25 protein-coding genes are annotated in these 24,784 nt (G+C 72.7%); 4 read left to right on the top strand and 21 right to left on the bottom strand.

Going from position 1 to position 24,784, the window contains the following annotated elements; genetic code table 11:
• Window positions 1–65: 65 nt before the first annotated feature.
• The 11 genes from AB0K15_RS19960 to AB0K15_RS19910 all read right to left on the bottom strand — a co-directional run bounded on the left by AB0K15_RS19960 (window position 66) and on the right by AB0K15_RS19910 (window position 11,738).
• Window positions 66–2,324 (bottom strand): polyribonucleotide nucleotidyltransferase, encoded by a 2,259-nt coding sequence (locus AB0K15_RS19960; RefSeq protein ID WP_364052156.1) that lies wholly within the window; start codon window positions 2,322–2,324, stop codon window positions 66–68.
• A gap of 242 nt (window positions 2,325–2,566) precedes the next feature.
• Entirely contained in the window at window positions 2,567–2,836 is a 270-nt protein-coding gene (gene rpsO, locus AB0K15_RS19955) for a 30S ribosomal protein S15 (protein ID WP_360602627.1), read from the bottom strand.
• 141 nt (window positions 2,837–2,977) lie between these two features.
• Complete coding sequence (gene thpR / locus AB0K15_RS19950; protein WP_364052152.1) at window positions 2,978–3,493, bottom strand: RNA 2',3'-cyclic phosphodiesterase; 516 nt, start codon at window positions 3,491–3,493, stop codon at window positions 2,978–2,980.
• A gap of 4 nt (window positions 3,494–3,497) precedes the next feature.
• Complete coding sequence (locus AB0K15_RS19945) at window positions 3,498–3,971, bottom strand: helix-turn-helix transcriptional regulator (protein WP_285965649.1); 474 nt, start codon at window positions 3,969–3,971, stop codon at window positions 3,498–3,500.
• Between the two features lie 150 nt (window positions 3,972–4,121).
• Entirely contained in the window at window positions 4,122–5,087 is a 966-nt protein-coding gene (locus tag AB0K15_RS19940; protein WP_364052148.1) for a bifunctional riboflavin kinase/FAD synthetase, read from the bottom strand.
• A gap of 47 nt (window positions 5,088–5,134) precedes the next feature.
• Window positions 5,135–6,049, bottom strand: a complete 915-nt coding sequence (truB, locus tag AB0K15_RS19935) for a tRNA pseudouridine(55) synthase TruB (protein ID WP_364052145.1) — start codon at window positions 6,047–6,049, stop codon at window positions 5,135–5,137.
• Between the two features lie 46 nt (window positions 6,050–6,095).
• Window positions 6,096–7,418, bottom strand: a complete 1,323-nt coding sequence (locus AB0K15_RS19930; protein ID WP_364052917.1) for an MFS transporter — start codon at window positions 7,416–7,418, stop codon at window positions 6,096–6,098.
• 122 nt (window positions 7,419–7,540) lie between these two features.
• A complete protein-coding gene (locus AB0K15_RS19925) occupies window positions 7,541–8,359 on the bottom strand; it encodes a PhzF family phenazine biosynthesis protein (RefSeq protein WP_364052142.1) in 819 nt (272 codons plus the stop codon).
• A gap of 21 nt (window positions 8,360–8,380) precedes the next feature.
• Window positions 8,381–9,694, bottom strand: a complete 1,314-nt coding sequence (locus AB0K15_RS19920) for an MATE family efflux transporter (RefSeq protein WP_364052914.1) — start codon at window positions 9,692–9,694, stop codon at window positions 8,381–8,383.
• An 81-nt stretch (window positions 9,695–9,775) separates the two neighbouring features.
• On the bottom strand, window positions 9,776–10,432 hold the full coding sequence (locus AB0K15_RS19915; protein ID WP_364052139.1) for a cytochrome P450: 657 nt from the start codon (window positions 10,430–10,432) through the stop codon (window positions 9,776–9,778).
• 280 nt (window positions 10,433–10,712) lie between these two features.
• On the bottom strand, window positions 10,713–11,738 hold the full coding sequence (locus AB0K15_RS19910) for a bifunctional oligoribonuclease/PAP phosphatase NrnA (protein ID WP_364052136.1): 1,026 nt from the start codon (window positions 11,736–11,738) through the stop codon (window positions 10,713–10,715).
• Between the two features lie 25 nt (window positions 11,739–11,763).
• On the opposite strand from AB0K15_RS19910, the gene AB0K15_RS19905 reads away from it, so the two are divergent.
• Complete coding sequence (locus AB0K15_RS19905) at window positions 11,764–12,807, top strand: SAM-dependent methyltransferase (protein WP_364052133.1); 1,044 nt, start codon at window positions 11,764–11,766, stop codon at window positions 12,805–12,807.
• 13 nt (window positions 12,808–12,820) lie between these two features.
• On the opposite strand, the gene AB0K15_RS19900 is transcribed toward AB0K15_RS19905, so the two are convergent.
• Window positions 12,821–13,486 (bottom strand): amidohydrolase family protein, encoded by a 666-nt coding sequence (locus tag AB0K15_RS19900; protein WP_364052130.1) that lies wholly within the window; start codon window positions 13,484–13,486, stop codon window positions 12,821–12,823.
• Between the two features lie 40 nt (window positions 13,487–13,526).
• On the opposite strand from AB0K15_RS19900, the gene AB0K15_RS19895 reads away from it, so the two are divergent.
• Window positions 13,527–13,823, top strand: a complete 297-nt coding sequence (locus tag AB0K15_RS19895; RefSeq protein WP_364052127.1) for a hypothetical protein — start codon at window positions 13,527–13,529, stop codon at window positions 13,821–13,823.
• Window positions 13,824–13,864: 41 nt separating this feature from the next.
• On the top strand, window positions 13,865–14,347 hold the full coding sequence (locus AB0K15_RS19890; RefSeq protein ID WP_364052124.1) for a MarR family transcriptional regulator: 483 nt from the start codon (window positions 13,865–13,867) through the stop codon (window positions 14,345–14,347).
• A gap of 179 nt (window positions 14,348–14,526) precedes the next feature.
• Here AB0K15_RS19890 and rbfA read toward each other — a convergent pair whose 3' ends face one another.
• The 6 genes from rbfA to rimP form a co-directional block, all read right to left on the bottom strand.
• Complete coding sequence (gene rbfA / locus AB0K15_RS19885; protein ID WP_364052122.1) at window positions 14,527–15,009, bottom strand: 30S ribosome-binding factor RbfA; 483 nt, start codon at window positions 15,007–15,009, stop codon at window positions 14,527–14,529.
• 32 nt (window positions 15,010–15,041) lie between these two features.
• Window positions 15,042–15,335 (bottom strand): DUF503 domain-containing protein, encoded by a 294-nt coding sequence (locus AB0K15_RS19880; RefSeq protein WP_220242307.1) that lies wholly within the window; start codon window positions 15,333–15,335, stop codon window positions 15,042–15,044.
• 69 nt (window positions 15,336–15,404) lie between these two features.
• Window positions 15,405–18,437, bottom strand: coding sequence for a translation initiation factor IF-2 (gene infB, locus AB0K15_RS19875; RefSeq protein WP_364052120.1), 3,033 nt, complete (start codon window positions 18,435–18,437; stop codon window positions 15,405–15,407).
• Window positions 18,438–18,558: 121 nt separating this feature from the next.
• Window positions 18,559–18,936, bottom strand: coding sequence for a YlxR family protein (locus AB0K15_RS19870; RefSeq protein WP_364052118.1), 378 nt, complete (start codon window positions 18,934–18,936; stop codon window positions 18,559–18,561).
• The gene (gene nusA / locus AB0K15_RS19865) at window positions 18,933–19,979 is read right to left on the bottom strand and encodes a transcription termination factor NusA (protein ID WP_364052116.1); all 1,047 of its coding nucleotides are present in this window, start codon (window positions 19,977–19,979) and stop codon (window positions 18,933–18,935) included. Before nusA ends, AB0K15_RS19870 begins: the two co-directional genes overlap by 4 nt.
• The gene (gene rimP / locus AB0K15_RS19860; RefSeq protein ID WP_364052113.1) at window positions 19,976–20,524 is read right to left on the bottom strand and encodes a ribosome maturation factor RimP; all 549 of its coding nucleotides are present in this window, start codon (window positions 20,522–20,524) and stop codon (window positions 19,976–19,978) included. Before rimP ends, nusA begins: the two co-directional genes overlap by 4 nt.
• A 134-nt stretch (window positions 20,525–20,658) precedes the next feature.
• Between rimP and AB0K15_RS19855 the strand changes: the two genes are divergently transcribed.
• A complete protein-coding gene (locus AB0K15_RS19855; RefSeq protein ID WP_364052911.1) occupies window positions 20,659–21,576 on the top strand; it encodes a ferritin-like domain-containing protein in 918 nt (305 codons plus the stop codon).
• 65 nt (window positions 21,577–21,641) lie between these two features.
• Here the strand turns inward: AB0K15_RS19855 and AB0K15_RS19850 are convergent, their stop codons facing one another.
• The 3 genes from AB0K15_RS19850 to AB0K15_RS19840 all read right to left on the bottom strand — a co-directional run bounded on the left by AB0K15_RS19850 (window position 21,642) and on the right by AB0K15_RS19840 (window position 24,581).
• Window positions 21,642–22,259: a hypothetical protein gene (locus AB0K15_RS19850; protein WP_364052908.1), complete on the bottom strand. Its 618-nt coding sequence runs from the start codon at window positions 22,257–22,259 to the stop codon at window positions 21,642–21,644.
• 88 nt (window positions 22,260–22,347) lie between these two features.
• Window positions 22,348–23,361, bottom strand: coding sequence for an aminotransferase class V-fold PLP-dependent enzyme (locus AB0K15_RS19845; protein WP_364052110.1), 1,014 nt, complete (start codon window positions 23,359–23,361; stop codon window positions 22,348–22,350).
• Between the two features lie 443 nt (window positions 23,362–23,804).
• Window positions 23,805–24,581: an isocitrate lyase/phosphoenolpyruvate mutase family protein gene (locus AB0K15_RS19840; protein WP_364052107.1), complete on the bottom strand. Its 777-nt coding sequence runs from the start codon at window positions 24,579–24,581 to the stop codon at window positions 23,805–23,807.
• Window positions 24,582–24,784 lie beyond the last annotated feature (203 nt).

Here is a 24,784-nt window from a genome sequence, read left to right as displayed (position 1 = left end):
TCCTCGCGCGGGTCCGCGAGGAGGCCTTCGACGGGACTTCTTCAATTCAGAACGAAGGACGTGCCTTACTTGGCGTCAGCCGTGTCGGCGTCGGCCTTGTCGGCGCCCTCGGCCGGCTTGGCGTCGGCGGCGTCGTCCTCCTTGACCACGATCAGGCTGATCTTGCCGCGGTTGTCGATGTCGGCGATCTCGACGCGGAGCTTGTCGCCCACGTTGACCACGTCCTCGACCTTGGCGATCCGCTTGCCGTTGCCCAGCTTCGAGATGTGGACGAGGCCGTCCTTGCCGGGCAGCAGCGAGACGAACGCGCCGAACGCGGCCGTCTTCACCACGGTGCCCAGGAAGCGCTCGCCGACCTTCGGCAGCTGCGGGTTGGCGATCGCGTTGATCAGGTCGATCGCCGACTCCGCCGACGGGCCGTCGGCCGCACCCACGTAGATCGTGCCGTCGTCCTCGATGGAGATGTCGGCACCGGTCTGCTCGGTGATCGAGTTGATCATCTTGCCCTTCGGGCCGATGACCTCGCCGATCTTGTCGACCGGGATCTTCACGGAGGTGACGCGCGGGGCGTACGGGCTCATCTCGTCCGGGCCGTCGATCGCCTCGGCGATGACCTCCAGGATGGTGAGGCGAGCGTCCTTCGCCTGCTTCAGCGCGGCCGCGAGAACCTCGGACGGGATCCCGTCGAGCTTCGTGTCGAGCTGCAGCGCGGTGATGATGTCCTTGGTGCCGGCGACCTTGAAGTCCATGTCGCCCAGTGCGTCCTCGGCGCCGAGGATGTCGGTCAGCGCGACGTAGCGCGTCTCGCCGTCGACCTCGTCGGACACCAGGCCCATCGCGATGCCCGCGACCGGCGCCTTCAGCGGCACGCCGGCGTTGAACAGGCCCATCGTGGACGCGCAGACCGAACCCATCGAGGTCGAGCCGTTGGAGCCCAGCGCCTCGGAGACCTGGCGGATCGCGTACGGGAACTCGTCGCGCTTCGGCAGCACCGGGACCAGGGCGCGCTCGGCGAGCATGCCGTGGCCGATCTCGCGCCGCTTCGGCGAGCCGACGCGGCCGGTCTCACCGGTGGAGAACGGCGGGAAGTTGTAGTGGTGCAGGTAGCGCTTGGTCGTCTCCGGGGAGAGCGAGTCGATCTGCTGCTCCATGCGGAGCATGTTCAGCGTGGTGACGCCCAGGATCTGGGTTTCGCCGCGCTCGAACAGGGCCGAGCCGTGCGCCCGCGGGATCACGGCGACCTCGGCCGAGAGCGACCGGATGTCGGTCAGGCCGCGGCCGTCCATGCGGATCTTCTCGGTGAGCACGCGATTGCGCATGATCTTCTTGGTCAGCGCCTTGAACGCGCCGCCGACCTCGCCGTCGCGACCCTCGAAGGCCTCGCCCTCGCCCAGGCCGACCTTGTCCAGGACCGTCGCCTTCACGGCGTCGGTCGCGGCGTCGCGGTCCTGCTTGCCGGCGATGGTCAGCGCCTTCGCCAGGTCGTCGGTCGCGATCGCGGCGACGGCCTCGTAGAGGTCCGGCTGGTAGGCCGGGTACAGCGGGAAGTCGCCGGTCGGCTTCGCGGCGTCGGCGGCCAGGCGCTGCTGCGCCTCACACAGCACGCGGATGAACGGCTTCGCGGCCTCGAGGCCCTGGGCCACGGCGGCCTCGTCGGGCGCCTTGCCGCCGGCGGCGATCAGATCGAGCGTGTGCTCGGTGCCCTCGGCCTCGACCATCATGATCGCGACGTCGTCACCGACGATGCGGCCCGCGACGACCATGTTGAAGGTCGCCTTCTCCAGCTGCGACCAGGTCGGGAACGCGACCCACTGGTCCTCGATCAGGGCGACGCGCACGCCGCCGACCGGGCCGGAGAACGGCAGGCCCGCGATCTGCGTGGACGCCGACGCGGCGTTGATCGCCAGCACGTCGTACGGGTCGTCCGGGTTGAGGCTCTGGACGGTGATGACGACCTGGATCTCGTTGCGGAGACCGTCGGTGAACGACGGGCGCAGCGGGCGGTCGATCAGGCGGGCGGTGAGGATCGCGTCGGTCGACGGGCGGCCCTCACGGCGGAAGAACGCGCCGGGGATGCGGCCCACGGCGTACATGCGCTCCTCGACGTCCACGGTCAGCGGGAAGAAGTCGAAGTGCTCCTTCGGGTGCTTCGACGCCGTGGTGGCCGAGAGCAGCATGGTCTCTTCGTCGAGGTACGCGACGACGGAGCCGGCGGCCTGCTTGGCCAGGCGGCCCGTCTCGAAACGCACGGTGCGGGTGCCGAACCGGCCGTTGTCGATCACGGCTTCGGTCTCGTGCACGGTGACTCCGGTGGAGTCGGTCATAGGGTGTATCTCCTCTTTTGTGCTTCGTCCGGCGCGAGTCTCCCACCCTGGGACCCGGTTCGCCCGCGGACGCTCGAGGAATGAGGCCGGTCTTCGATCGAAGCTCCCGGGACTTCGCAGTCTTCTCACCCGGGAACCACTACCGAGGACCGGCGGACGGATCCTCCAGCGCGCTCGCGCCGTTTCTTCTCTTCTGGCACCGAGGGGGAGCGACCGGACCGGTCACTCCCCCTCGGGTCACGCTATCGGCGCAGGCCGAGCCGCTGGATCAGCGACCGGTACCGCTCGATGTCCACCTTCATCACGTAGTTCAGCAGCCGGCGGCGACGGCCGACCAGCAGCAGGAGCCCGCGACGCGAGTGGTGGTCGTGCTTGTGAGCCTTGAGGTGCTCGGTGAGGCCGACGATGCGCTTGGTCAGCAGCGCGACCTGGGCCTCGGGGGATCCGGTGTCCGAGTCGTGCACGCCGTACTCGGCCAGGATCGACTTCTTCTCATCGGTGGACAGCGCCACTGGTGTTGCTCCTCATTGAATCAGTGCCGTGGGGCCCGCACCGCGCTGCGCGGCCGGGTAGTCGGTCTCGGCCGCCACGGACTGCAGCCGGACCCGATTGTCAAGGCTACCAGCCGTGTGATCAGTGCCTTCCGGCGCGGTTCACGTTCCGGCAGGACTCAGCGGGAATGTCCGCAGCTCCCGGTAGCGCGGGCCCGCCGTGCCGGTGCTGCCCATGAGCACCACCTCGCCGGCGGTCCACTCGCGGCTGGAGAACCCGGCCAGCCGCCGCGTCCACGGTTCGGCCGCGCCCCGGCGGTCGCGCGCGTACCGCGCCAGCGTGAGGTGCGCCCGGTACGGCCGCTCCTCCTGGTCCGCGCCGGCCGCTTCCGCGAGCCGCGTCAGGCCCTCCCCCGCGACGCCCAACCACAGCACGCCGGGAAAGGTTCCCGGACCGGTCAGCCGGACGTCGACGGGCGGCCGGCCGGCCAGCGCGGGAACGAGCTCGGCGGCCCGTTCTTCCGGGTCGGCTTCGCCGTAGTACGCGAGCGTGACGTGCCAGTCCGCCGGCGGCGACCAGCGCAGGCCGGGACCGGGTTCGCCGAGGGATTCGCCCAGAGACAGCGCCACCGCGGCCACGACGTCGGGCGGCGGGCGCAGCGCCGTGAACAGCCGCACGCGGCTAGTGGCTGGCCCCGGCGCGGCGCAGGAGCTCGGCGAGGATCGGGAAGTCGTCGTCGAGGCGCTTCGCGGCCTCGGTGAGATCCTCCTCCTCGGCGACCTCGCGCAGCGCGGCGAGCACGAGCCGCTCGTCGGAGCCGACCGGGATGTTGTCGCGCCCGACCGTGGGCCGCGAGTCGCGCACGTCCTCCAGTGCCGCCTGCATCGCGTCGCGGTTGCCCGCCGCGACGTCGGGCACGAGGATCTTGCGCTCCAGCATGATCATGCGGGCGAGCACCACGGGGTTGCCGATCTTGGCGCGCCGGCCGCTCATCACCTGACTGAGCATGGGGGCACTGATGCCGAGGACCTCGGCGAGGTAGGCCTGCGAGATGTCGAAGGCCACGACGAGCCGGCGCACCCGGTCACCCAGCGGTTCGCCGTACCACTCCCGCTGCAGCGCGACGTTCCGCTGGACGATCTTGTGGTCCTCCACCAGTTCCGCTCCCCTTGGTCCCCTCGTCCGGCCGGACCGGCGTGTCCGGACCGCTTCACCCGCCCGTGAGCATCTTGCCACCGGACCCGCGGCCGGGCGGCCGGAACCGCCCATTCCGCCCCCGGGCGGGCCCCGTCCGGGGGAACGACGTCAGTCTTCGGCGCCCAGCGCCTCGCGGGTGCGTGCCACGTCGTCGTCGATCCGCTCCACGAGCTGCTCGGACTGACTGAACCGCTCCTGGTCGCGCAACCGCGTGACGAAGTCCAGCGCCACGTGCTGGCCGTAGAAGTCCTCGTCGACGTCGAGCACGAACGCCTCGACCGTGCGCTCGCGGCCCGAGAACGTCGGGTTCGTGCCCACCGACACCGCGGCGCGCAGCCGCCGGCCCGGGTCCGACAGGCGGGTGAACCACGCTGTGTAGACGCCGTCGGCGGGCACCGCGGCGAACCGCGGCGTCGACAGGTTCGCGGTCGGGTACCCGAGGTCGTGGCCCCGGCCGTCGCCGCGCACGACGATGCCCTCGAGCCGGTGCGGGCGCCCGAGCGCGTCGGCCGCGGCCACCACGTCGCCGGCGTCGATGCACGAGCGCACGTACGTGGAGGAGAAGGTGATGTCGTTGGCGACGCGGTCGTCGGCGAGCGAACGGCCTTGCAGCTCCGCGCCGTAGGCCACGAAACCGAAGCGGCTGCCGAGCTTGCGCAGCAGCGTGACGTCGCCCGCGGCCTTGGCGCCGAAGGTGAAGTTGTCGCCCACCAGCACGGCGGCGGCGTGCAGCCGGTCCACCAGCACCTCGTGCACGAACTCGTGCGGTGACAGGCGCGAGAGCTCGAGGGTGAAGGGCAGCACGGCGAACACGTCGACGCCCAGCTCCTCCACGAGCTCGGCCTTGCGCCGCAGCGTGGTCAGCTGCGCCGGGTGGCTGCCCGGGCGCAGGACCTCCGACGGGTGCGGGTCGAACGTGAGCACCACGCTCGGCACGCCGCGCTCGGCCGCCGCGCGCACCGTGCGCGAGATGAGCACCTGGTGCCCGCGGTGCACGCCGTCGAACACGCCGATGGTGACCACGCACCGTCCCCAGCCGCCCGGGAGATCCCCGAGGCCACGCCACCGCTGCACTGTCGTCAACTCTCCCCGCGCCGGTCTCTCGCCCAACCGCGACCACCCTATGCGGGCAGCAGGACCACCACCGACCGGGCCACGCCCTCGGTGTCGGCGGCCAGGGCGAGCACGCGGCCGTCGGGCGCGAAGAGGCCGTAGGTCCCGTCGATGCCGGCCGCCGGGATGGCCCGGCCGTGGCGCACGGCCTGCGCTTCGGCGGCGTCGACGTCGCGGCGCGGGAAGGCCGCGGCGACGGCGGCGTCGAGGTCCAGCGACAGCTCGGGCGTCTCCTCGAGCTTCTCCAGCGTGCGCGCCCGGGCGAGCGTGAAGGGCCCGACCGTGGTGCGCCGCAACGCGAGCAGGTGCCCGCCGACGCCGAGCCCGGCGCCGAGGTCGCGGGCCAGCGCGCGCACGTAGGTGCCCGACGAGCACTCGACCACGGCGTCGAGCTCGATCCGGTCGTCCTCGCGGCGCGTGGCCAGCACGTCGAAGCGGTAGACGGTCACGGGCCGCGGCGGGAGCACCACGTCCTCCCCCGCGCGTACCCGTGCGTAGGCGCGCTTGCCGTCGATCTTCACGGCGCTCACGGCGCTGGGCACCTGCTGGATGTCGCCGGTGAGCTCGGCGACGCCGGCGGCGAGCTGTTCGTCCGTGATCTTCGCGAGCGCGGCCGGGTCGCCCTCGGCGAGCACTTCGCCCTCGGCGTCGTCGGTGGTGGTGGAGCTGCCCAGCGACAGCGTCGCGAGGTAGGTCTTGCGGTCGAGCGCCAGGTGGCCCAGCAGCTTGGTGGCGCGCTCGATGCCGAGCACCAGCACGCCGGTGGCCATCGGGTCGAGCGTGCCGGCGTGGCCGACCTTGCGGGTGCCCATGATCCGGCGCGCTCTGGCGACGACGTCGTGCGACGTCATTCCGGCCGGTTTGTCGACGATGAGCAGACCGGGCGGCGGAGCGGGGCGGCGCGGTTCTTTCGGGCGAGACACGGGGCGAACCCTATCGAGACGTCCGGTTCGGACCGGCGAGCACCTGTCAGGCGGCGACGGCCGCGGCTTCGGCCGGCAGCTCACCGTCCCAACGCCGGCGCGTGAGCCGCACCGGGACGTCCTCGCCGCGTGCTTCGGCGGCGAACACGTGCGCCCTGGCGCGGCGCCACCACACGAGCATCCGCCACGTGCCCAGCGCGAGCACGACCACGATGCTCAGCAGCGACACGCGGAAGTTCCCGCCCGTCCACTGCAGCAGCACGCCGACCACGAGCGAGGTGACCGTGGTGGCCACGAACCCGGCGACGTTCACGAGGCCGGTCGCCGTGCCGACGCGCTCGATCGGGTTGTAGTCCCGCGCCAGCGCGAAGCCGATCATCGACACCGGGCCGCCGAGCGACAGCAGCGCGAACGCGGGCCCGAGCACCCCGAGCGGGACGTGCCCGTTCCAGCCGAGCAGCACGGCCCACGTCAGGGCGGCGGCACCGAGGTACCCGCCGACGATCGGCATCCGCAGCTCCGGGTGGCGGCTGATCACCGCGCCCAGCACCGGGCCGCCGGCCAGGGAGCCGAACACGAACACGGTCAGCATCGCGCTCGCCGTGGCGGCCGTGACTCCTTGGCCCTCCACGAGAAAGGGAACGCCCCAGAGCAGCGTGAGCACGTTGGGCGCGAACATCGTGCTGAAGTGCGTCCAGAACCCGAGCCGGGTGCCGGGCACACGCCAGGCGGCGCGGATCTGGCGCGCGAGCAGCGCCGGGTTCACCGGCTTGCGCTCGGGCTCGGGGACGCCGATCGGGGTGTCGCGCACGCGCAGCACCACCGGCACCGAGACCAGGAGGGTGAGCGCGCCGACCGAGACGAACGTGACCGTCCACCCGGGACCGGCGAGCAGCAGGGTGAGCGGCACGGTGGCGGCGAGGTTGCCGATGTAGCCGACCGCCGAGGTGAAGGACGTGATCAACGCGTACTGCCGCGCCGGGAAGTGGGCGGCGATCAGGCGCAGCACGCTGACGAACGTGAGCGCGTCGCCCAGGCCGAGCACGCCGCGGGCGAGCAGGCCGACGCCGTAGCTCTCGGCGAGACCGAGCAGCAGCTGCCCGGTCCCCAGGATGAGCACGGCGGCGGTGAGCACGCGGCGGGGGCCGTAGCGGTCGACGAGCACGCCGGTGGGGATCTGCATGGCGGCGTAGACCCCGACCTGCAGCACGGTGAACGTGCCGAGCGCCGCGGCGCCGACGCCGAACCGGTCCGCCGCTTCCAGGCCCGCGACCCCGAACGAGGTGCGGTGGAACACGGCGAGCAGGTACACGAACACGGCGGTGAGCCAGATGAGCCAGGACCGGACGGTGGCGCGGCCGGGCGACAAGGTTTCCTCCTGCGGGTAGCGGTCGTCGGGGAAGACGACGACACTGCCGCCTCGATCGTTGTATCGCCTCAGCAAGCTCGAAACATAGCCGTTATCTCGGTGGGGTTCGCCACATCACCCGTTCACCGCAGCGCCACCCGGCCTGCGATTCCCACCACTGTGTCGCCGCCCACCCAGACCTCGCCGTCCGCGCGCTCGACGTGCACGCGCCCGCGCCGGCCGAGCCGGGTGCCCTGCGCGGCCACGTAGGACTCCGGCGCGCGGCCCGAGCCGATGAGCCACTGGCCGATCGCGGCGTTGAGGCTGCCGGTCACCGGGTCCTCGACCAGGCCCGTGAACGCCCGGACCTCGAACGCCGCGGGCGATCCGGCCGGGTGCGGTCCGACGACGCCGACCTTGTACTTCCCGAGGGCCACCACGTCGCGTTCGACCGCGAGGACGGCCTCGGCGTCGGTGAGGAGGACGGCGAGCCAGCCGGGACCGTTGTCGGCCCACTGCGCGTCGACGACGTCGCTCTCGGCCAGGCGCAGGGCCGTCCGGACGGCGGCGAGGTCCTCGGGCGCGACAGGGCCGCCGCGCGTGAGCGGCGGTGCGGCGAAGGCGAGCCGCTCCCCGGTGCGCCGCACGCGGACCAGGCCGGCGCCGCACTCCTGCACGAGGTCTTCGCCCTTCGGCGTGCCGCCGGCTTCGAGCCACGCGCGGGCCGAGCCCAGCGTGGGGTGCCCGGCGAAGGGCAGCTCGCGCTCGACGGTGAAGATCCGCACGCGGTAGTCGGCCTCGGCGCGCGCCGGCGGGAGCAGGAACGTGGTCTCGCTGAGGTTGGTCCACCGCGCGAACGCGGCCATCTCGTCGTCGGGGAGGTCTTCGGCATCGTGCACCACGGCGAGTGCGTTGCCGAGGGTGAGCTCATCGGTGAAGACGTCGACCTGGCTGAAGCGCATGCCTCCACCTTGGCACGGGGCTCAGGCGCCGCGGACGGCCCCGACCACCGCCCAGCGGCCGGAACGCCAGCGGATCAGCACGGCGGCGAGGCGGAACACCATGAACAGCGACAGGCCCGTCCAGATGCCCAGAAGCCCCCAGCCGAACGCGAGCGACAGCCAGATCAGCGGCAGGAACCCCAGGCCCGCGCTGACGAGCGTGGCCGTGCGCAGGAACGCGGCGTCGCCGGCGCCCAGCAGCACGCCGTCGAGCGCGAACACCACGCCCGCGATCGGTTGCAGCGCCACGAAGAACCACCACGCGTGCGGGATCTGGGCGAGCACGCCCGGATCGGACGTGAACGCGTGCGGCAGCGTGCTCCACAACGCGCCGAAGAGCACGCACAGGACGCAGCCGAGCACCAGCCCGTAGGCGACGATCTGGTTCGCGACGCCGCGCGCCTGCCGCTCGGCTCCCCCGCCCAGTGCCGCGCCGACGAGCGACTGCGCCGCGATCGCGACGGAGTCGAGCACGAGCGAGAGGAACGTCCACAGCTGCAGCACGACCTGGTGCGCGCCGACGGCCTCCGTCGACGTCCGCGCGGCCACGGCCGCCGCCGAGACGAAGCACGCCTGGAACGCCAGGCTGCGCAGCACGAGGTCGCGGCCCAGGCTCAGCTGCGCGCGCATCACGCCGAAGTCCGGCCGCAGCGGCACGCGCTCGCGCACCAGCGCCGCGAAGAACAGCGACGCCGACACCACCTGCGCCACCACGTTGGCGATCGCCGAGCCCTCCAGGCCCAGCCCGGCGACGTAGACGAGCACCGGGCACAGGACGGCCGAGATGCCGTTGCCCGCCAGCACGTACCGCAGCGGGCGCGCCGCGTCCTGCACGCCGCGCATCCAGCCGTTGCCGGCCATGGTGACCAGGATCAGCGGCGCCCCGAACAGCGCGATCCGCAGCCACGACACGGCCGCCGCCGCGATCTCGTCACTGCCCGACAGCGCCCGGGCGATCGGCCCCGCCAGCAGCTGGCCCGCCACCAGCAGCACCAGCCCCACCAGCACCGCGAGCCACGTGGCCTGGACGCCTTCGCTCACCGCGTCCCGCCGCCGCCCGGCGCCGTGCAGCCGCGCGGTGCGCGAGGTCGTGCCGTAGGAGAGGAACGTGAGCTGCGTGGAGATCTGTGACAGCACCACCCCGCCCAGCGCCAGCCCCGCCAGCGGCAGCGCACCGAGGTGCCCCACCACCGCGGTGTCCACCAGCACGTACAACGGCTCCGCCGCCAGCACCCCCAGCGCGGGCACGGCAAGCCCGAGCACGCGGCGCGCGGGGATCCGGTCTTCGGAGCTCAGGGGCGGGGCAGGCGGGGCTTCGTCAGGCACCCGGGGAGCGTAACGACCGCGGCCGACATTCCGGACGTCAAGCGCGCAGGATCACCGGCACAGTGGTCGGCCCACGGCTGCCCGACCCGCGCTCGGCAGAACCGGCAACGCCGCCGCAGCGGAGCACGCGAGGGCCGCAAGCCCCAGCCATCCGCCCACGGCGGCCGAGCGCCGCGGGCGAGCCAACCCCCACCGCCGCCCGCGAAACCATCCGGACGTCAAGCGCAGGATCACCGGCAGAGTGGCCGGCCCACGGCTGCGGAACGACGAGCGCCACACCGGGTCGCCCGCCGGGGTCATCGCCGGGTAGCGGTGAAAAGGGGTGTCGAAGCCGATCTTCAGCTCGAGGCGGGCCAGGGGCGCGCCGAGGCAGACGTGCGGGCCATGGCCGAAGGCGAGGTGGAGGTTGTCCGGACGATCGGCGTCGAAGGTGTCCGGGTCGCCGCCCACCGTGCCGTCACGGTGGGCGGAGGCGAGGGCGAGCTGGACCGGGGAGGCGTGGGGCGGGATCTCGTCCACAAAGGACACCGCGGGCGCCGAGCGCGGCGCCGGACCCGTGAGCAGCTCGTGCAGGCCGTTGCCAAGCACGTGCGCCACGTTCTCGTACCCCGCCGGCAGCAGGAACGCGGCGCTGAGCAGCTCGTCGTCGGTGAGGTCCGGGGTGATGCGCGCGACCGCCGGCCGCAGCGCCTCGACGCGACGTGGCATGGCGTGAAAGCGCGCCCGAGCAGCCGGCGCAGGCGGGTGCGCCCGGCGGCGTCGAGGTTGGGCAGGTTCTTGTCGAGCGCCGGCGGCAGCGCGAGGCCGCGGTAGCCGCCCGACGAGTGCCTCTTTTCCAGCAGGAGCCGAGGCCGGCTTTGACCTCGGCGTAGCGCGTGACCAGCCAGATCGGCGCGCCGTCGGGCGACTCCGCGCGGTGCACGGGGCGCGCAGCCGGGCCTACGTGCACATCGGGCCGGCCAGGAACTCGTCGTCGAACCGGACGGGTTCAGGCACTCCGGTTCCCCAGCAGGGGCGCCCTGCCCAGCGCGTCCCGCAGCCGCGCCAGCACGTCGTCCGACGTGCCCTCCATCGTGCAGCCCGCGGCCATCCGGTGCCCGCCACCGCCGAACTCCGAGGCCACCGCCGACACGTCGACCCGGCCCGCGGACCGCAGCGAGACCGTCCACACGGAACCCCGCGCGGCGGGCGCGAACTCCTTCAGCACCCCCGCGACGCCGGCCTCGCGCGTCGCGCGGACCACGTCGATCACCGACTCCACCTCTTCCGGCCGCACGCTCGCGGCCACGGCCGAGCGCACCACCGCGTGCACGAACCCGAAGCCCTGCGCGGCCTCCGGCTCCAGCTCCGCTTCCGACAGCACCGCCGAGAGCATCGGCAGCCACGCGAACGGGTGGTCGTCCACGATCCGGCGCGCGACCTCCGTCGGGTCGACGCCGGCCTCCAGCAGGCGCGCGGCGATCCGGTGGGTTTCGGGGCGGGCACGGCGGAACCCGCTGGTGTCCGTGACGATCCCCGCGTACAGGCAGCGCGCGGCCGGCTCGTCCAGCTCGACGCCCATGGCCTCGATGATCTGCGCGACGAGCACCGCCGTCGCCTCGGTGGCCTCGTCGACCACGTGGTGCGTGCCGTAGAACGCGTTGGTGGCGTGGTGGTCCACGACCAGCACGGCGCCCCCGGCGGCTCGGACGGCGTCGACGCGCGAGGCGAGCCGGCCCAGCCGCGCCGGCACCGGGGTGTCGAGCGCGACCAGCAGCTGCTCCGACGCGGGCAGTTCGTCCGGGCGGGTCAGGAGCCCGTCGACGTCGAGCCAGGTCAAGGTCTCCGGGGCTTCGTCGGGCTCGCCGAAGGACACGCGCACACGGGCGCCGCGCCGGTGCAGCACGTGGCCGAGGGCCAGTGCGCTGCCGAGTGCGTCGGCGTCCGGGCGCACGTGGCCCAGCAGCGTCACGTCGGTGGCCCCGGTGAGCAGGGCGGCGGCGGCTTCGATGTCCTGCGCCAAAGTAGCTGTCACAGTGCGTCACGCTACGCTCTGCGGGATGCCTGAGTACGCGATCCTCGTTCACCCGTCCGCCAACCGGGTCTACGCCGCCTCGTCGCCCGCGCTGCTGCGAGCCGAGCTGGCGGTGTTCGGCGCGGCCGGGCTGTCCGCCGAGCTGTCGGCGGCCGAGGAGGTGGAGCTCGGCGGCGTGGGCTACGTCAAGTTCGCGACACCGGCGCCCCTGACCGAGCCGGACGTCGCGCTGCTGTCCAACCTGTCCTCCCTCTACGCCCTGTTCGAGCTGGGCGACGGCGTGCTGCGCCCCGTCCTGGTGCGGCCGCTGGCGAAGACCGACTCGGACCTGCTGACGATCCAGAAGTACGCGGGCAAGACCAATGAGCAGTTCACGAAGCTGCTGCTCAACGTCACCCTGCTCGCCACCGCCGACCCGGCCGGGTGGCTCGAGCGCCCGCGGACGCTGCTCGACCCGCTGTGCGGGCGCGGCACCACGCTCAACCAGGCCGTGATGTACGGCTTCGACGCCACCGGCCTCGACGTGGACGGCAAGGACTTCGAGGCCTACGAGCAGTTCCTCAAGACCTGGCTGCGCACCAAGCGCGTGAAGCACACCGCCGACTCGGGGCAGCTGCGGCGCAACAAGGTCCGCCTCGGGCGCCGCCTCGACGTCGAGTACGCGTTCGACAAGGACGACTACAAGGGCGGCCAGACGCGCCGGCTCACCTACTTCAACGCCGACACCCTCACCACCGACGAGCTCCTGCGGGCGAACTCGGTGGACGTGATCGTGACCGACGCCCCGTACGGCGTGCAGCACGGCAGCCACCGCACGCAGGACGCGAGCCTCGCGCGCAGCCCGCGCGACCTGCTGGCGGCGGCCGTTCCCGTGTGGACGCGCGTGCTCCGCCCGGGCGGGGCGCTCGGGATCTCCTGGAACCTGAACGTCCTGCCGCGCGAAGAGCTCGTCGCGGTGCTCGCGCGAGCCGGCCTCGACGTGCGCGAAGGCGGGCCGTACGAGGAGTTCGCCCACCGCGTGGACCAGGCGATCGAGCGCGACCTCGTGGTGGCGGCCAAGCCCGTCTGACCATCCTTCGCGGTCAGCGGCCGAGGAGCTTGCGCGCGTTGCCTTCCGTGATCTTCTCGTGCACCTCGCGGTCGAGGTCCAGCGCGTCGAACCACGTGGCGGCCTCGCCCATCGACTCGAACGGATGGTCCGCGGAGAACAGCACGCGGTCGGCCCCGATCTCGTCGATCGTGAACAGCAGCTCGGGCGTGGCGAAGTTGCCGCTCGTGGTGACGTGGAAGTTCTCGCACAGGTACTCGCGCAAGGGTTTGCGCGCCGGGATGCCGGCGGGTTTGACCTTGAGCCGGTGGTCGGTGCGCCAGATGTTGAACGGCAGCAGCTCGCCCAGGTGCCCGAGGATCACCTGCACACCCGGGTGCTCGTCGAACAGGCCACTGGCCATGAGCCGCAACGCGTGCGTGCCGGTTTCGATCGAGAAACCCCACGCCGAGCCGTAGAGCCACGGGTGACCTTCGAGCATCCGGCTGTCCCGCGGCAGCGGATCGCGCGGGTGCAGGTACACGGGCACGCCCGGGTCTTCGACGGCCGCCCAGAACGGCCGGTACCGCGGCTCGTCCAGGTAGGCGATCCGGTCACCGTCCACTTCGGAGAACCCGTTCACCAGCGCGCCCTTGAACCCGAGTTCGGTCACCGCGCGGCGCAGCTCGACGACGGCTTCTTCGGGGTCCTGCAACGCCAAGCGCGGCGAACGCGGCGAGGCGATCCGGTCTCGGCTCCACGTGCCGCGCGGCGACGTCGTTGGTGCGGCGCGCCCAGTCCACGGCCTGCGCGCGGTCGGGCAGGCCCTGGATTCCGGGCGCCAGCAAGGAAAGCACGACGATCTCGATGCCGGCTTCGTCCATCAGCCTCAGGCGCTCGTCCTGGACGTCCAGCAACCGGCGGCGATGCGGCGGCCACGTCTGCTCGGTGAAGTGCTCGCGCGACTGCTCGACGATGTCGGGATCGGCAGTGCCGAAGTGTTCCTCGAGGGCGATCTTGCGGACCATGCTGCGTCTCCCCTCGGTTCCGTGGACTGATAGATAGCATGCTATGTACTTCGGTGATCTAATCTTTCCGGGTGACCGTGCCCTCCGGGTCTTCCGAACCCGCCGACACCGACGTCGACCGATTCGCCGACGTCTGCAACGCGCTCTATTCGGCGATGCGCACCAACCGCGCCCGCCTCGACGCGCAGGCCGCGGCCGCCTCCGCCCTCAGCGACTCGCAGGCCCAGCTCGTGACTCCCCTGGCCCGTCTCGGCGCCATGACCATCGGCGAGCTCGCGCAGGAGGCGAAGCTCGCCCAGCCCACCGTCACGCGCTCGGTGAAGGCGCTGGAGTCCGCCGGTTTGGTCCGCCGCACCCCGCACGCCCGCGACGACCGCCGGGTCGTCGTCGGCCTCACCGACCGCGGCCGCGCCCACTGGGACCGCGCCCGCACCCGCCTGCGCGACAACCAGCGCGCGGCGTGGGACCTGCTGCCGGCCGAGCTGCGGCCCCAGGCGGTGGACCTGCTGAAAGCGCTGACCGCCGCCGTGACCGCCACGCGGCCGGCGGACTGACCGGACAAAAAACCGCCGGCCCCGAACGTCGTGCGTTCAGGGCCGGCGGGCTGGTGGGCGGGGCAGGCGCGGGCGGCGTACCCAGCGGGGCGGAGCGCCCGGAGGAGGTGGCGACGAACGGCGCGGCGCCACCGAACAGCGCGCCGCGTCGTGGGATGTCGGGGATCCTCCGGAGCGGTTCAGCCTCGGGTCTCCTCTTCGGCTTCGGCGAGGTCGTCCTCGTCCTCGTCTTCACGCGGGGCCTTGTACGGGTCCGCGTCGCCGGCGTGCTGGGCGCCCGTGGCCCGGCGGGCCACCTCGGCGTCGGCCTCACGGGCCTTGGCGAGCAGTTCTTCGATGCGGCGTGCGTCGTCGGGGATGCTGTCGGCGACGAAGGTGAGGGTCGGGGTGTAGCGGACCCCCGTGCCCTGCCCGACCTTGGTGCGCAGGACGCCCCGGGCGGACTCCAGGGCCGCCGCGGCACCCGCGAAGTCCGGCGCCGAGTCGAGGCTCTCACCCAGCACCGTGTAGTACACCGTGGCGTCGTGCAGGTCCGCGGTGATCTTCGTGTCCGTGATGGTCACGGCACCGAGCCGCGGATCCTTGACGTCGTGCTCGATCGCCGACGCCACGATCTGCGAGATCCGCTTGGCGAGCTTGCGAGCCCGAGCAGGATCGGCCATGGGAGGTGTCTCCTTCTGAACTGTTCTCCGGTCTAGTCGTCCGGACCCAGCAGCCGGCGGTGTGCCGACAGCAGGACGAACTCCGGTCGCGAGGCCACGAACCGCTCGCACGAGTCGAGCACGTCCCGGACGTGTTCGCCACCCGCGGCGACCACGGCCACCCCGATCAGGGCTCGCCGGTGCAGGTCGAGGTGACCGGCTTCGGACACCGAGACGGCGAAGCGCTTGCGCACCTCCGCCACGACCGGCTTGATCACGGATCTCTTCTGCTTCAACGAATGAATGTCGTCGAGCAGGATGTCGAGCTCGAGAGCTCCGACGTACATAGGCAATGAAGTTGTGCCGCGAGGCACGGTCCGGGGTGCGCCGTGTACAGCGCACCCCGGACCGGTCACTCACGCACGGGGCTTCTCCCGCTGTTCATAGGTCTCGATCACGTCGTCGACCTTGATGTCACTGTACGAACCCAGCGTCAGACCGCATTCGTACCCTTCACGGACCTCGACCACGTCGTCCTTGAACCGCCGCAGCGAGCTGACGGGCAGGTTCTCGGCCACGACGGTGCCGTCGCGGAGCAGGCGCGCCTTGGCGTTGCGCCGGATCTCGCCGGACATGACCAGGCAACCCGCGATCGTGCCGATCTTGGAGGACTTGAAGACCTCGCGAACCTCCGCGCGGCCCAGCTCGACCTCTTCGTACTCCGGCTTGAGCATGCCCTTCAGGGCCTGCTCGATCTCGTCGATCGCCTGGTAGATGACCGTGTAGTACCGGACGTCGACGCCCTCGCGGGTGGCCCGCTCGGTCGCCTTGCCCTGGGCCCGGACGTTGAACCCGAGCACGATCGCGTCGGACGCGGTCGCCAGGTCGATGTCCGACTCGGTCACGCCACCGACACCGCGGTGCACCACGTGCAGCTCGACGTCGTCGCCGACGTCCAGCTGGAGCAGTGCCGCCTCGAGCGCCTCGACGGTACCCGAGTTGTCACCCTTGATGATCAGGTTGAGGCTGCTCGTCTCCTTCAAGGCGGAGTCGAGGTCCTCGAGGCTGACCCGCTTGCGGCGCGACGCGTTGAGCGCGTTGCGGGTGCGAGCGGAGCGGCGCTCGGCGATCTGTCGGGCGACGCGGTCCTCGTCGACCACCAGGAAGGTGTCGCCCGCGCCCGGCACCGAGGTGAACCCGATGACCTGGACGGGACGCGAGGGCAGCGCCTCGGTGACGTCCACGTTGTGCTCGTCCACCATGCGGCGGACGCGGCCGTAGGCGTCGCCCGCGACGACGGAGTCGCCGACGCGCAGCGTGCCTCGCTGCACCAGCACCGTGGCCACCGGGCCGCGGCCGCGGTCGAGGTGTGCCTCGATCGCGACACCCTGGGCCTCCATGTCCGGGTTGGCCCGGAGGTCCAGTGCGGCGTCGGCCGTCAGCAGGATCGCCTCGAGCAGCCCGTCGATGTTGATGTTCTCCCGTGCGGAGATGTCCACGAACATCGTGTCGCCGCCGTACTCCTCGGCGACCAGGTTGTACTCGGTGAGCTGCTGGCGGATCTTCTGCGGGTTGGCGCCTTCCTTGTCGATCTTGTTGACCGCGACCACGATCGGCGCCTTGGCGGCCTGCGCGTGGTTGATCGCCTCGACCGTCTGCGGCATGACCCCGTCGTCGGCGGCCACCACGATCACCGCGATGTCCGTCGAGTTCGCACCACGGGCACGCATGGCGGTGAACGCCTCGTGACCCGGGGTGTCGATGAAGGTGATCAGCCGCGGCGTGCCCTCGAGCTCGGTCTCGATCTGGTAGGCGCCGATGTGCTGGGTGATGCCACCGGCTTCACTCTCGCGCACCTTCGTCTTCCGGATCGTGTCCAGCAGGCGGGTCTTACCGTGGTCGACGTGACCCATGATGGTCACGACCGGCGGCCGGACCTGCAGGTCTTCCTCGCCACCCTCGTCCTCACCGTAGGTGATGTCGAAGGTCTCGAGGAGCTCGCGGTCCTCCTCCTCGGGGCTGACGACCTGAACGTTGTAGTTCATCTCGCCGCCGAGCAGTTCCAGGATGTCGTCGGACACCGACTGCGTCGCCGTGACCATCTCGCCGAGGTGGAAGAGCACCTGCACCAGCGAAGCCGGGTTGGCGTCGATCTTCTCGGCGAAGTCGGTCAGCGAGGCACCACGCGGCAGCCGGATCGTCTCGCCGCTGCCCTTGGGCAGGCGGACGCCGCCGACGCTGGGCGCCTGCATGTTGTCCATGTACTCCTGGCGCTTCTGCCGCTTCGACTTGCGACCCTTGCGCGAGGGGCCACCGGGACGCCCGAAGGCACCCGCGGTACCGCCACGGCCACCGGGGCCGCCACGACCGCCGCCGCCACCGCGGAAGCCACCGCCACCGCCGGCAGGAGCACCGGTGCCGCCACCGGGACGGAAGCCGCCACCGCCGCCGCCACCACCGGGACCGCCGCGGAAGCCACCGCCACCGCCGCCGCCACCGGGGCGGAAACCGCCGCCACCGCCGCCGGGACGACCGCCGCCACCGGGGCCGCCACGAGCGCCGCCGCCGGGGCCGCCACGAGCGCCACCGCCCGGACCGGCCGGCCGCGGGGTGCGGCCCGGCATCATGCCGGGGTTCGGCCGCGGGGGCATGTTGCCCGGGCTCGGCCGGTTGCCACCGGCGCCACCGCCGGGACGCGGCGCGGGCCGGTCACCGCCGCCACCGGCACCGCCGGGACGCGGCGGACGGTTGTCGCCGCCCTGACCCGGACCGGGGCGCTGGGCCGGCGGACGCGGGGCCGGGGCGCCGGAACCGACGCCGAACGGGTTGTTGCCGACGCGCGGGGTGCGCGGGCCGGGCTTGGGACCGCCGGGCTTGGGGCCCTGCGGCTTCGGCGGCACGACCGAGCCGGACGAAGAGGACGCAGCGGCGTCCTGCTTCGGAGCGGGCTTCGGCGCCGCGGTGCTGCCACCGGACGGCTCGGCCTTGGCCGCGGGGGCCTGGACCTGGGGCTGCGGCTGCGCCGGAGCCGGAGTCGCCGGACGCGGGCCGGGACGCGGGCCGGGTCCCGGACGGCTGCCCGGGGTGGCCGGACGCGGGCCGGACTGCTGCGGAGCGGCGGGCGGAGCGGCCTTGGCCGCCGGCGCCTGCTGCTGGGGCTGCTGCGGAGCGGGCGCGGCCGCGGGCCGGGGGGCCTGCGGAGCGGGCGCGGCAGCGTTCGAGTTGCCCGAGCCGGCGGCGGGCGGCGTGGGCCGCGGGCCGGGCGTCGGGCCGGACTTCTTCCCGCCCTTGGCGGGGTAAGCGTCACGCAGACGGCGGGCGACGGGCGCCTCGACCGTGGATGACGCGGACTTGACGAACTCGCCCTGCTCCTTGAGCTTGGCGAGAACTTCCTTGCTGGTGATGCCGAGCTCTTTCGCGAGCTCGTGTACACGGGCCTTGCCTGGCACAGCTCTCCTCATCTAGGGGAGGCCAGGCGGTGAAGAGACCCGCTGACCTCGTCCTTATCGTCGCGCGTTCATGGCGTCGGCTTCACGGCTGACTCATGACGGGTCGACCTGCTTCCTTGTTTCACTGCGGTTCCGGGTGGGTCCCGGAGCCGATCTCCGTGGCGGGCGCCGCGAATGCCGCATGCTCGCGCAGCTCCGCGGTGTCGAGCGTGCCCTGGGCCCGAAGTGCCCGGGGAAATGCCCGCTTCCGCTCGGCCTTGGCCAGACAACCCGGTGCGGGGTGCAGCCACGCCCCCCGCCCCGGCAGCCGCCGACGTTCGTCGACGACCAGCCGTCCGGCCACCGCGACCACTCGCAGCAGCTCACCGATCAGGACCCGTTGCCGGCAACCGACACACGTGCGCTCCGGGAAGTGCCGGTGGCGCTGGAGGTCGGTCGTGTCGCCACATCCCCGCGGCGGACCCTGAACCAGTGATGAGTCTAGCGCTTCGACCTTCACTCAGCCGAACCGGTTGTCGCGGCGGGCCGCGCCTGTCCGGCGTGGTCTTGATCACCCACCGGATCGGCGGGTGCGGCGTCGCTGCGGATGTCGATGCGCCAGCCCGTGAGCCGGGCCGCGAGCCGCGCGTTCTGGCCCTCCTTGCCGATGGCGAGGGAGAGCTGGAAATCGGGCACGACGACGCGGGCCGTCTTCGCCCGCTCGTCCACGACACGTACGGAAACAACCTTCGCCGGGGACAATGCATTCCCCACGAAGCGGGCCGGATCCTCCGAGTAGTCGATGATGTCGATCTTCTCACCGGCCAGCTCGCTCATCACGTTGCGCACGCGCGCGCCCATCGGGCCGATGCAGGCGCCCTTGGCGTTCACCCCGGGCACGGTGGAGCGCACCGCGATCTTGGTGCGGTGTCCCGATTCGCGCGCCACGGCGGCGATCTCGACCGTGCCGTCGGCGATCTCGGGGACCTCCAGCGCGAAGAGCTTGCGCACCAGGTTGGGGTGCGTGCGCGAGAGCATGATCTGCGGCCCGCGGTTGCTCCGGGAGACGCCGACCACGAACGCCTTGATGCGCGTGCCGTGCTCGTAGGACTCCCCCGCGACCTGCTCGCCCGAGGGCAGGATCCCCTCCGTGTCGCCGACCTGGACCACGACCATGCCGCGGGCGTTGGCGCGCGCGTCGCGCTGCACCACGCCGGCCACGATCTCGCCCTCCTTGGCGGAGAACTCGCCGAAGGTCTTCTCGTGCTCGGCGTCGCGCAGCCGCTGCAGGATGACCTGGCGGGCGGTCGTCGCGGCGATCCGGCCGAAGCCCTCCGGCGTGTCGTCCCACTCCTCGTCGACCTCGCCCTCGGGCGTGAGGGTGTGCGCGAGGACGCGGACGAGGCCGGTCTTCTTGTCGATGTCGATGCGGGCGTGGGGCTGGTGCCCTTCGGTGTGCTTGTAGGCGGTGAGCAGGGCCGTCTCGATGGCCTCGATCACCGTGTCGAAGGGGATGTCCTTGTCCCGTTCGATCGCCCGCAGCGCGGCGATGTCCACGTTCACTTCGGCTCCTCCTTCGCTTCGGTCTGGCCGGCAGGGGTGCTGCTCTTGCCGGACGCGTCTTCTTCCAACAGTTTGAGCTCATCGGCGGGTGGTTGCTTGAACTCGATCTCCACCACGGCCTTCGCCACCGACTTGTAGTGCACGTCCTTCAGCCGGCCCTCGACGAGCACCGTCACGCGGTCCTCGCCGGCGTGGCCCACCCGCGCGACGAACTCCGCGCCTTCCGCCGGCGTGATGCGGACCAGGCGGAACTTCGCGCGGCGCCAGTGGCGCGGCTGCGCGAGCGGCCGGTCCAGCCCCGGCGAGGTGACCTCGAGGGTGTAGGCGCTCGCGAGCACGTGCTCGTTCTCGTCGAGCGCCGCCGACACCTTGCGGCTGATCTCGGCGACCTCGTCCAGCCCGACCCCGTCGTCGGAGTCGACGACGACCTTGACCAGCTGCTTGCGGCCGGCCTGCTGCACCTCGAACGAGTCGAGGTCGAAACCCGCGGCGGTGACGGCTTCGGCCACTATCGGCTGAAGCCGGCTGGCGAGTTCGTTGGGCACGTGGAGCACTCCTGTTCGGCCGAGGTGACGCGGGCTGGTCACGACAGTGGTCGGTGGTGGACCAGCTTATCCTGCGCCCCCGCGAGGACGCGCGAGCGGCGGTGCCGGTGCCGGGCCTGGCAGGATGGGCCGACGTGACCGCAAGATCGACCGACCTTTCCCGGCGCGGCGTTCTGCGCCTGGGCGCCGTCGCCGCCGTGGCCCTCCCGCTGGCGGCCTGTTCCGGGGGATACGACGAGAGCCCCGACCCGCTCGCCCCGCTGCTGTCCGCCGCCGACGCGGACGCCGCCGCGGCCAAAGCCCTCGGCGGCGCGGTCGCCGGGCAGGTCGCCGATGCGCGCGCCGCCCAGGCCGCCGCCCTGAAACCCGAGGTGGACCGGCTGAACCGGCCCAAGCCGACCACGCCGCCCCCGGCCGCGCCCGCCGACCTGAGCGCGTTCAAGGAGCGCCTGGCGACGGCCCGCAAGCAGGCCGAGGACCTCGTGCCCGGCCTCCCCGCGTACCGCGCCGGCCTGGTCGCCGGCGTCGCGGCGGGCTGCGCGGGCCTGCAGCGCATCGCCTCGACGCTCGGGCCCGGCGAAGACGCCCAGGCCGTGGTCGCGCCCGCCGGGACCGCCTCGTCCGACGCCGTCGACCCCCTGCAGAAGGCACTGGCCTCGGAGCACGCCGCACTGTGGGTGTACGGGCTGGTCACGGCCTTCCTGCCGGGCGAGTTCGGCGACGCCCTGAAGGCCGGGCGCGCCGAGCACACCGCGCGCCGCGACGTCGTCACCCAGATGATCGAGGCCGCGGGCGGCACACCGGTGGCCCCGGAAGCGGCGTACGTGCCGCCGAAGCCGGTCAACGACACCGCTTCGGCCGCCGCGCTGGTGGCGAGCGCCGAGGAGGACTCGGCGGCCGCGTGGCTGGGCGTCGTGACCCACACGGACGACGCGGGGCTGCGGAAGATGGCGTTGCAGGCGTTGATCGCCGCGGCCCGGCGGGGCACGCCGTGGCGCCAGGAGGCGAACGAGAAGCCGACGGCGCTGGCGATGCCGGGGCAGCCGGCTTGAGTTCCCGGTGAAAAAGAGGGCCGTTCCCGGTCTTCCGGGAACGGCCCTTGGCTTTGCCGAAGGGGTCAGTGCAGGTCGGCGCCGAGGTCCAGCGCGTTGGTGGCGATGCGCTTGAGCAGCACGTCGTCGCGGTGCTTGGCGTAGAAATCGGCCAGGACGATGGTGACGTCGGTGCCCGTGACCCGGGACTCGTACTCCGCCTGGTCGCCGCTCACCTTGGGCGCGCCCGCGGCCTTGTACGTGCCGTCGCGCACCAGGTCGCTCACGTTGCCGGTGCCGTCCTGGTCGGTCAGGGCCTTGAGCTGCGCCGCCTGCGCCGCGGTCGGCATGCTGACCTTGACGACCGAGACAAGCGCCTTCGCGTCGCCGTATTTCACGGTGTAGAGCCCGCGTGCGAGGGCCGAGCACGGGTTGGCCTGGAAGAACTTCTTGGTGTCGTCGTAGGCCTTCGCCGCGCAGTCGGTGGACTTGTTCGGGCCTTCCACCAGCTTGTAGTCGAAGGGGTTCGTCTTCACCGGCTCCTGCGCCACCGGTTCGGGCGTGCTGTCGTGCCGGATGAGGAACCAGACCAGCCCCGCCACGACGGCGATCGCGACCAGCCCCGCGCCGCGCAGCAGCAACGCCTTGGTGTCCCGCTGCGGGGTTGAGCCGCCACCGGGCGGCGAACCCGGCTGCGCGGGCACCGCGGCGAGCGGTGCCGTGTCCGAGGGACCGGGGGTGAATTGGGGACCGACCACGGGCACATACGGTAGTTCACCGCGCTGAGCGCCTTCAGCCGAATGCGGTGAGAAGGCGTTCGACGTCGTCAGGGGTGTTGTAGAGGTGGAACCCGGCGCGGACGCGGCCGGCGCGGACGCTCACGACGAGGCCCGCCGGGGCGAGCCGTCCGGGGTCCGCGTCCAGCGACACGATGGCGGTGCCGCGCGGGGGCAGGTCCAGGGCGGCGAGCAGGGAGTCCGCGAGGGCGACGTTGTGGTCGTGGACCGCGGTGAGGTCGAGGCCGGCGACGTACTCCAGCGCCTCCGCCGCGCCGGTGTGGGCGAGCCAGACCGGGGAGAGGTCGAAGGCGCGGGCGTCACGGGCCAGGCGCAGGGGCAGGCCGTAGACGGTGGTCCAGGGATCGTCACCCGCGTACCACCCGGCGGCGACCGGCCGCGTGTGCTCGTGGGCACGCGGGTGCACGGCCAGCCAGGCACACCCGCGCGGCGAGAACAGCCACTTGTAGCCCGCGCACACCACCCAGTCGGCCCACGCCACGTCGAGCGGCAGCCAGCCGGCGGCCTGCGTCACGTCGAACAGCACCGCCGTGCCCCCGGCCTCGGCGGCTTCGCGCAGGCGCTCGGTGTCCAGGACGGTGCCGTCGGCGGACTGCACCAGGCTCACCGCCACGAGGTCGTGGCCCTCGACGTGCTCGGCCAGCTCCGCCGGCGGCCGCTCGGTCACCTCCAGATCGGGCCGCGCGGCGAACGGGAACGTGACACTCGTGAAGTCCCCGGCCGCGGTCAGGACGCGCGCGCCCGCGGGCAGGCCGAGCGCGACGTTGGCGATCAGCTGGGACACGGACGCGCCGATGGCCACCCGGTCCGCCGGCACGCCGGCCAGCCGCGCGAAGGCGTCGCGCGAGCGCGCCACGGCCTCGTCGAACCCACCCGGCAGGTCCCCGCCCACCCGCCAGCGCCGCACGGCCGCCGCCACGGCACCCGCGACGGGCTCCGGCGGGATCCCGATGCTCGGCGTGTTGAGATACCCGGCGGGAACAGCGAACTCGGCTCCGAAGGCGCGCATGCCCTCGACGCTACTGAACCGGTGGTGGTAAATCGGCGACGTGGGCGGAGGAGGGCCACGTCAGCGGCACCCGAGGCGCACATGCCTCCAGCCCGGCTGAGCCGCTGGAGGGCAGCCCCCGAATAGCGCCGCTGAACCGGAGGAAGCACCCCGGCCACTTGGTGTCGGACGGCTGAGGCGGCAACACCCCAGGCCCAGCCGGGCGGCGCCCACGGCGGCAGCCCGCCGCATCGGCGCAAGAGCGCCGTCTTACGGCGAAGCGCGCATCCCCAGCGCATCCGCACCGGCGGCAGCAATCCCGCCACCTCGCCGTAGGAGGGCGGACGCAGCAACGGCCCCCCTGTCGCGCATGGCCTCAGCCCAGCCAAGTGGCGGCCGGCCGCCCCATCGGCGCAGGAGGGCCGAAGCAGTGCCGTCCTGTGGAGAAACGGCCGTCCCGCGCCCTACCTGGCCGGTGGCAGCAACCCGGCCACCTCGGCGTAGGACGGCGGAGGCAGGGGCAGCGCGGTCCCGTCGCGGGCGGCGTCCACGGTCGCCAGGGCGGCGGCCAGCGCGACGCGGTAGGGCGTCGAGCCCAGGCTCACCCTCGCCACCCCCAGTTCGGCGAGGCCGGCCAGGGTGACGCGGCCCGGCAGGAACAGGACGTTGAGCGGCACGTCCACCGCCGCCACCACCTCCGCGACCTCGCCCGGGTCGGCCAGGCCCGGCACGAACACCCCGTCGGCGCCGGCGTCGCGGTAGGCACGGGCCCGGTCGAGCGCGAGGGAAACCGGGCCGGCGCCGAGCCAGTGGGTGTCGGTGCGCGCGTTCAGGAAGACGCCGGGGGACGAAGAGCGGACGGCCGCGAGCACCGCGCTCTGGACCTCCACCGGTGCGAGGGTGCCGTCGGCGCGGCCGTCTTCGAGGTTCACGCCCACGGCGCCCGCGTCGGCGAGTTCCGCGACCAGGTCGGCGACCTCGGCCGGGTCCGCGCTGAAGCCGTCGGCGATGTCCACGCTCACCAGCACGTCCAGCGGTGCCAGCGCGCGGGTCAGCGCCACCGTCGCCGCGCGCGAAGCGGGGGCGCCGTCGGCCAGGCCGGTGGCGGCCGAGACGCCCAGGCTCGTCGTGCCGACCGCCGGGTGCCCCGCCGCGGCGAGCGCGGCCGCGAAGCCGAACTCCCACACATTGGGCAGCAGCAACGGTTTCCCGGGCACGTGCAGGGCCGCGAACGAAGTCATGCCCGTAACCTACGCGCGCGTTGCTTCGGTGGCCGCCGAAGCAACGCCCTCGACTGCCGCGGTGACAGCTCGCCGGCCGCCGAGCTGAGCGCTCGACCTCCCCCAGCGCTCCCCCGCGAGGTTCGGCAGCCACCGAAGGCGGCGCCCCACCGCCGCCTTCCGGAATCGGCTGCCGCCTGACCGCCACCCTGTCGCGATCGGCC

This window comes from Amycolatopsis sp. NPDC049253, from assembly GCF_040678995.1.
GTDB lineage: Bacteria > Actinomycetota > Actinomycetes > Mycobacteriales > Pseudonocardiaceae > Amycolatopsis.
This window is presented reverse-complemented; position numbering and strand designations above follow the sequence as displayed.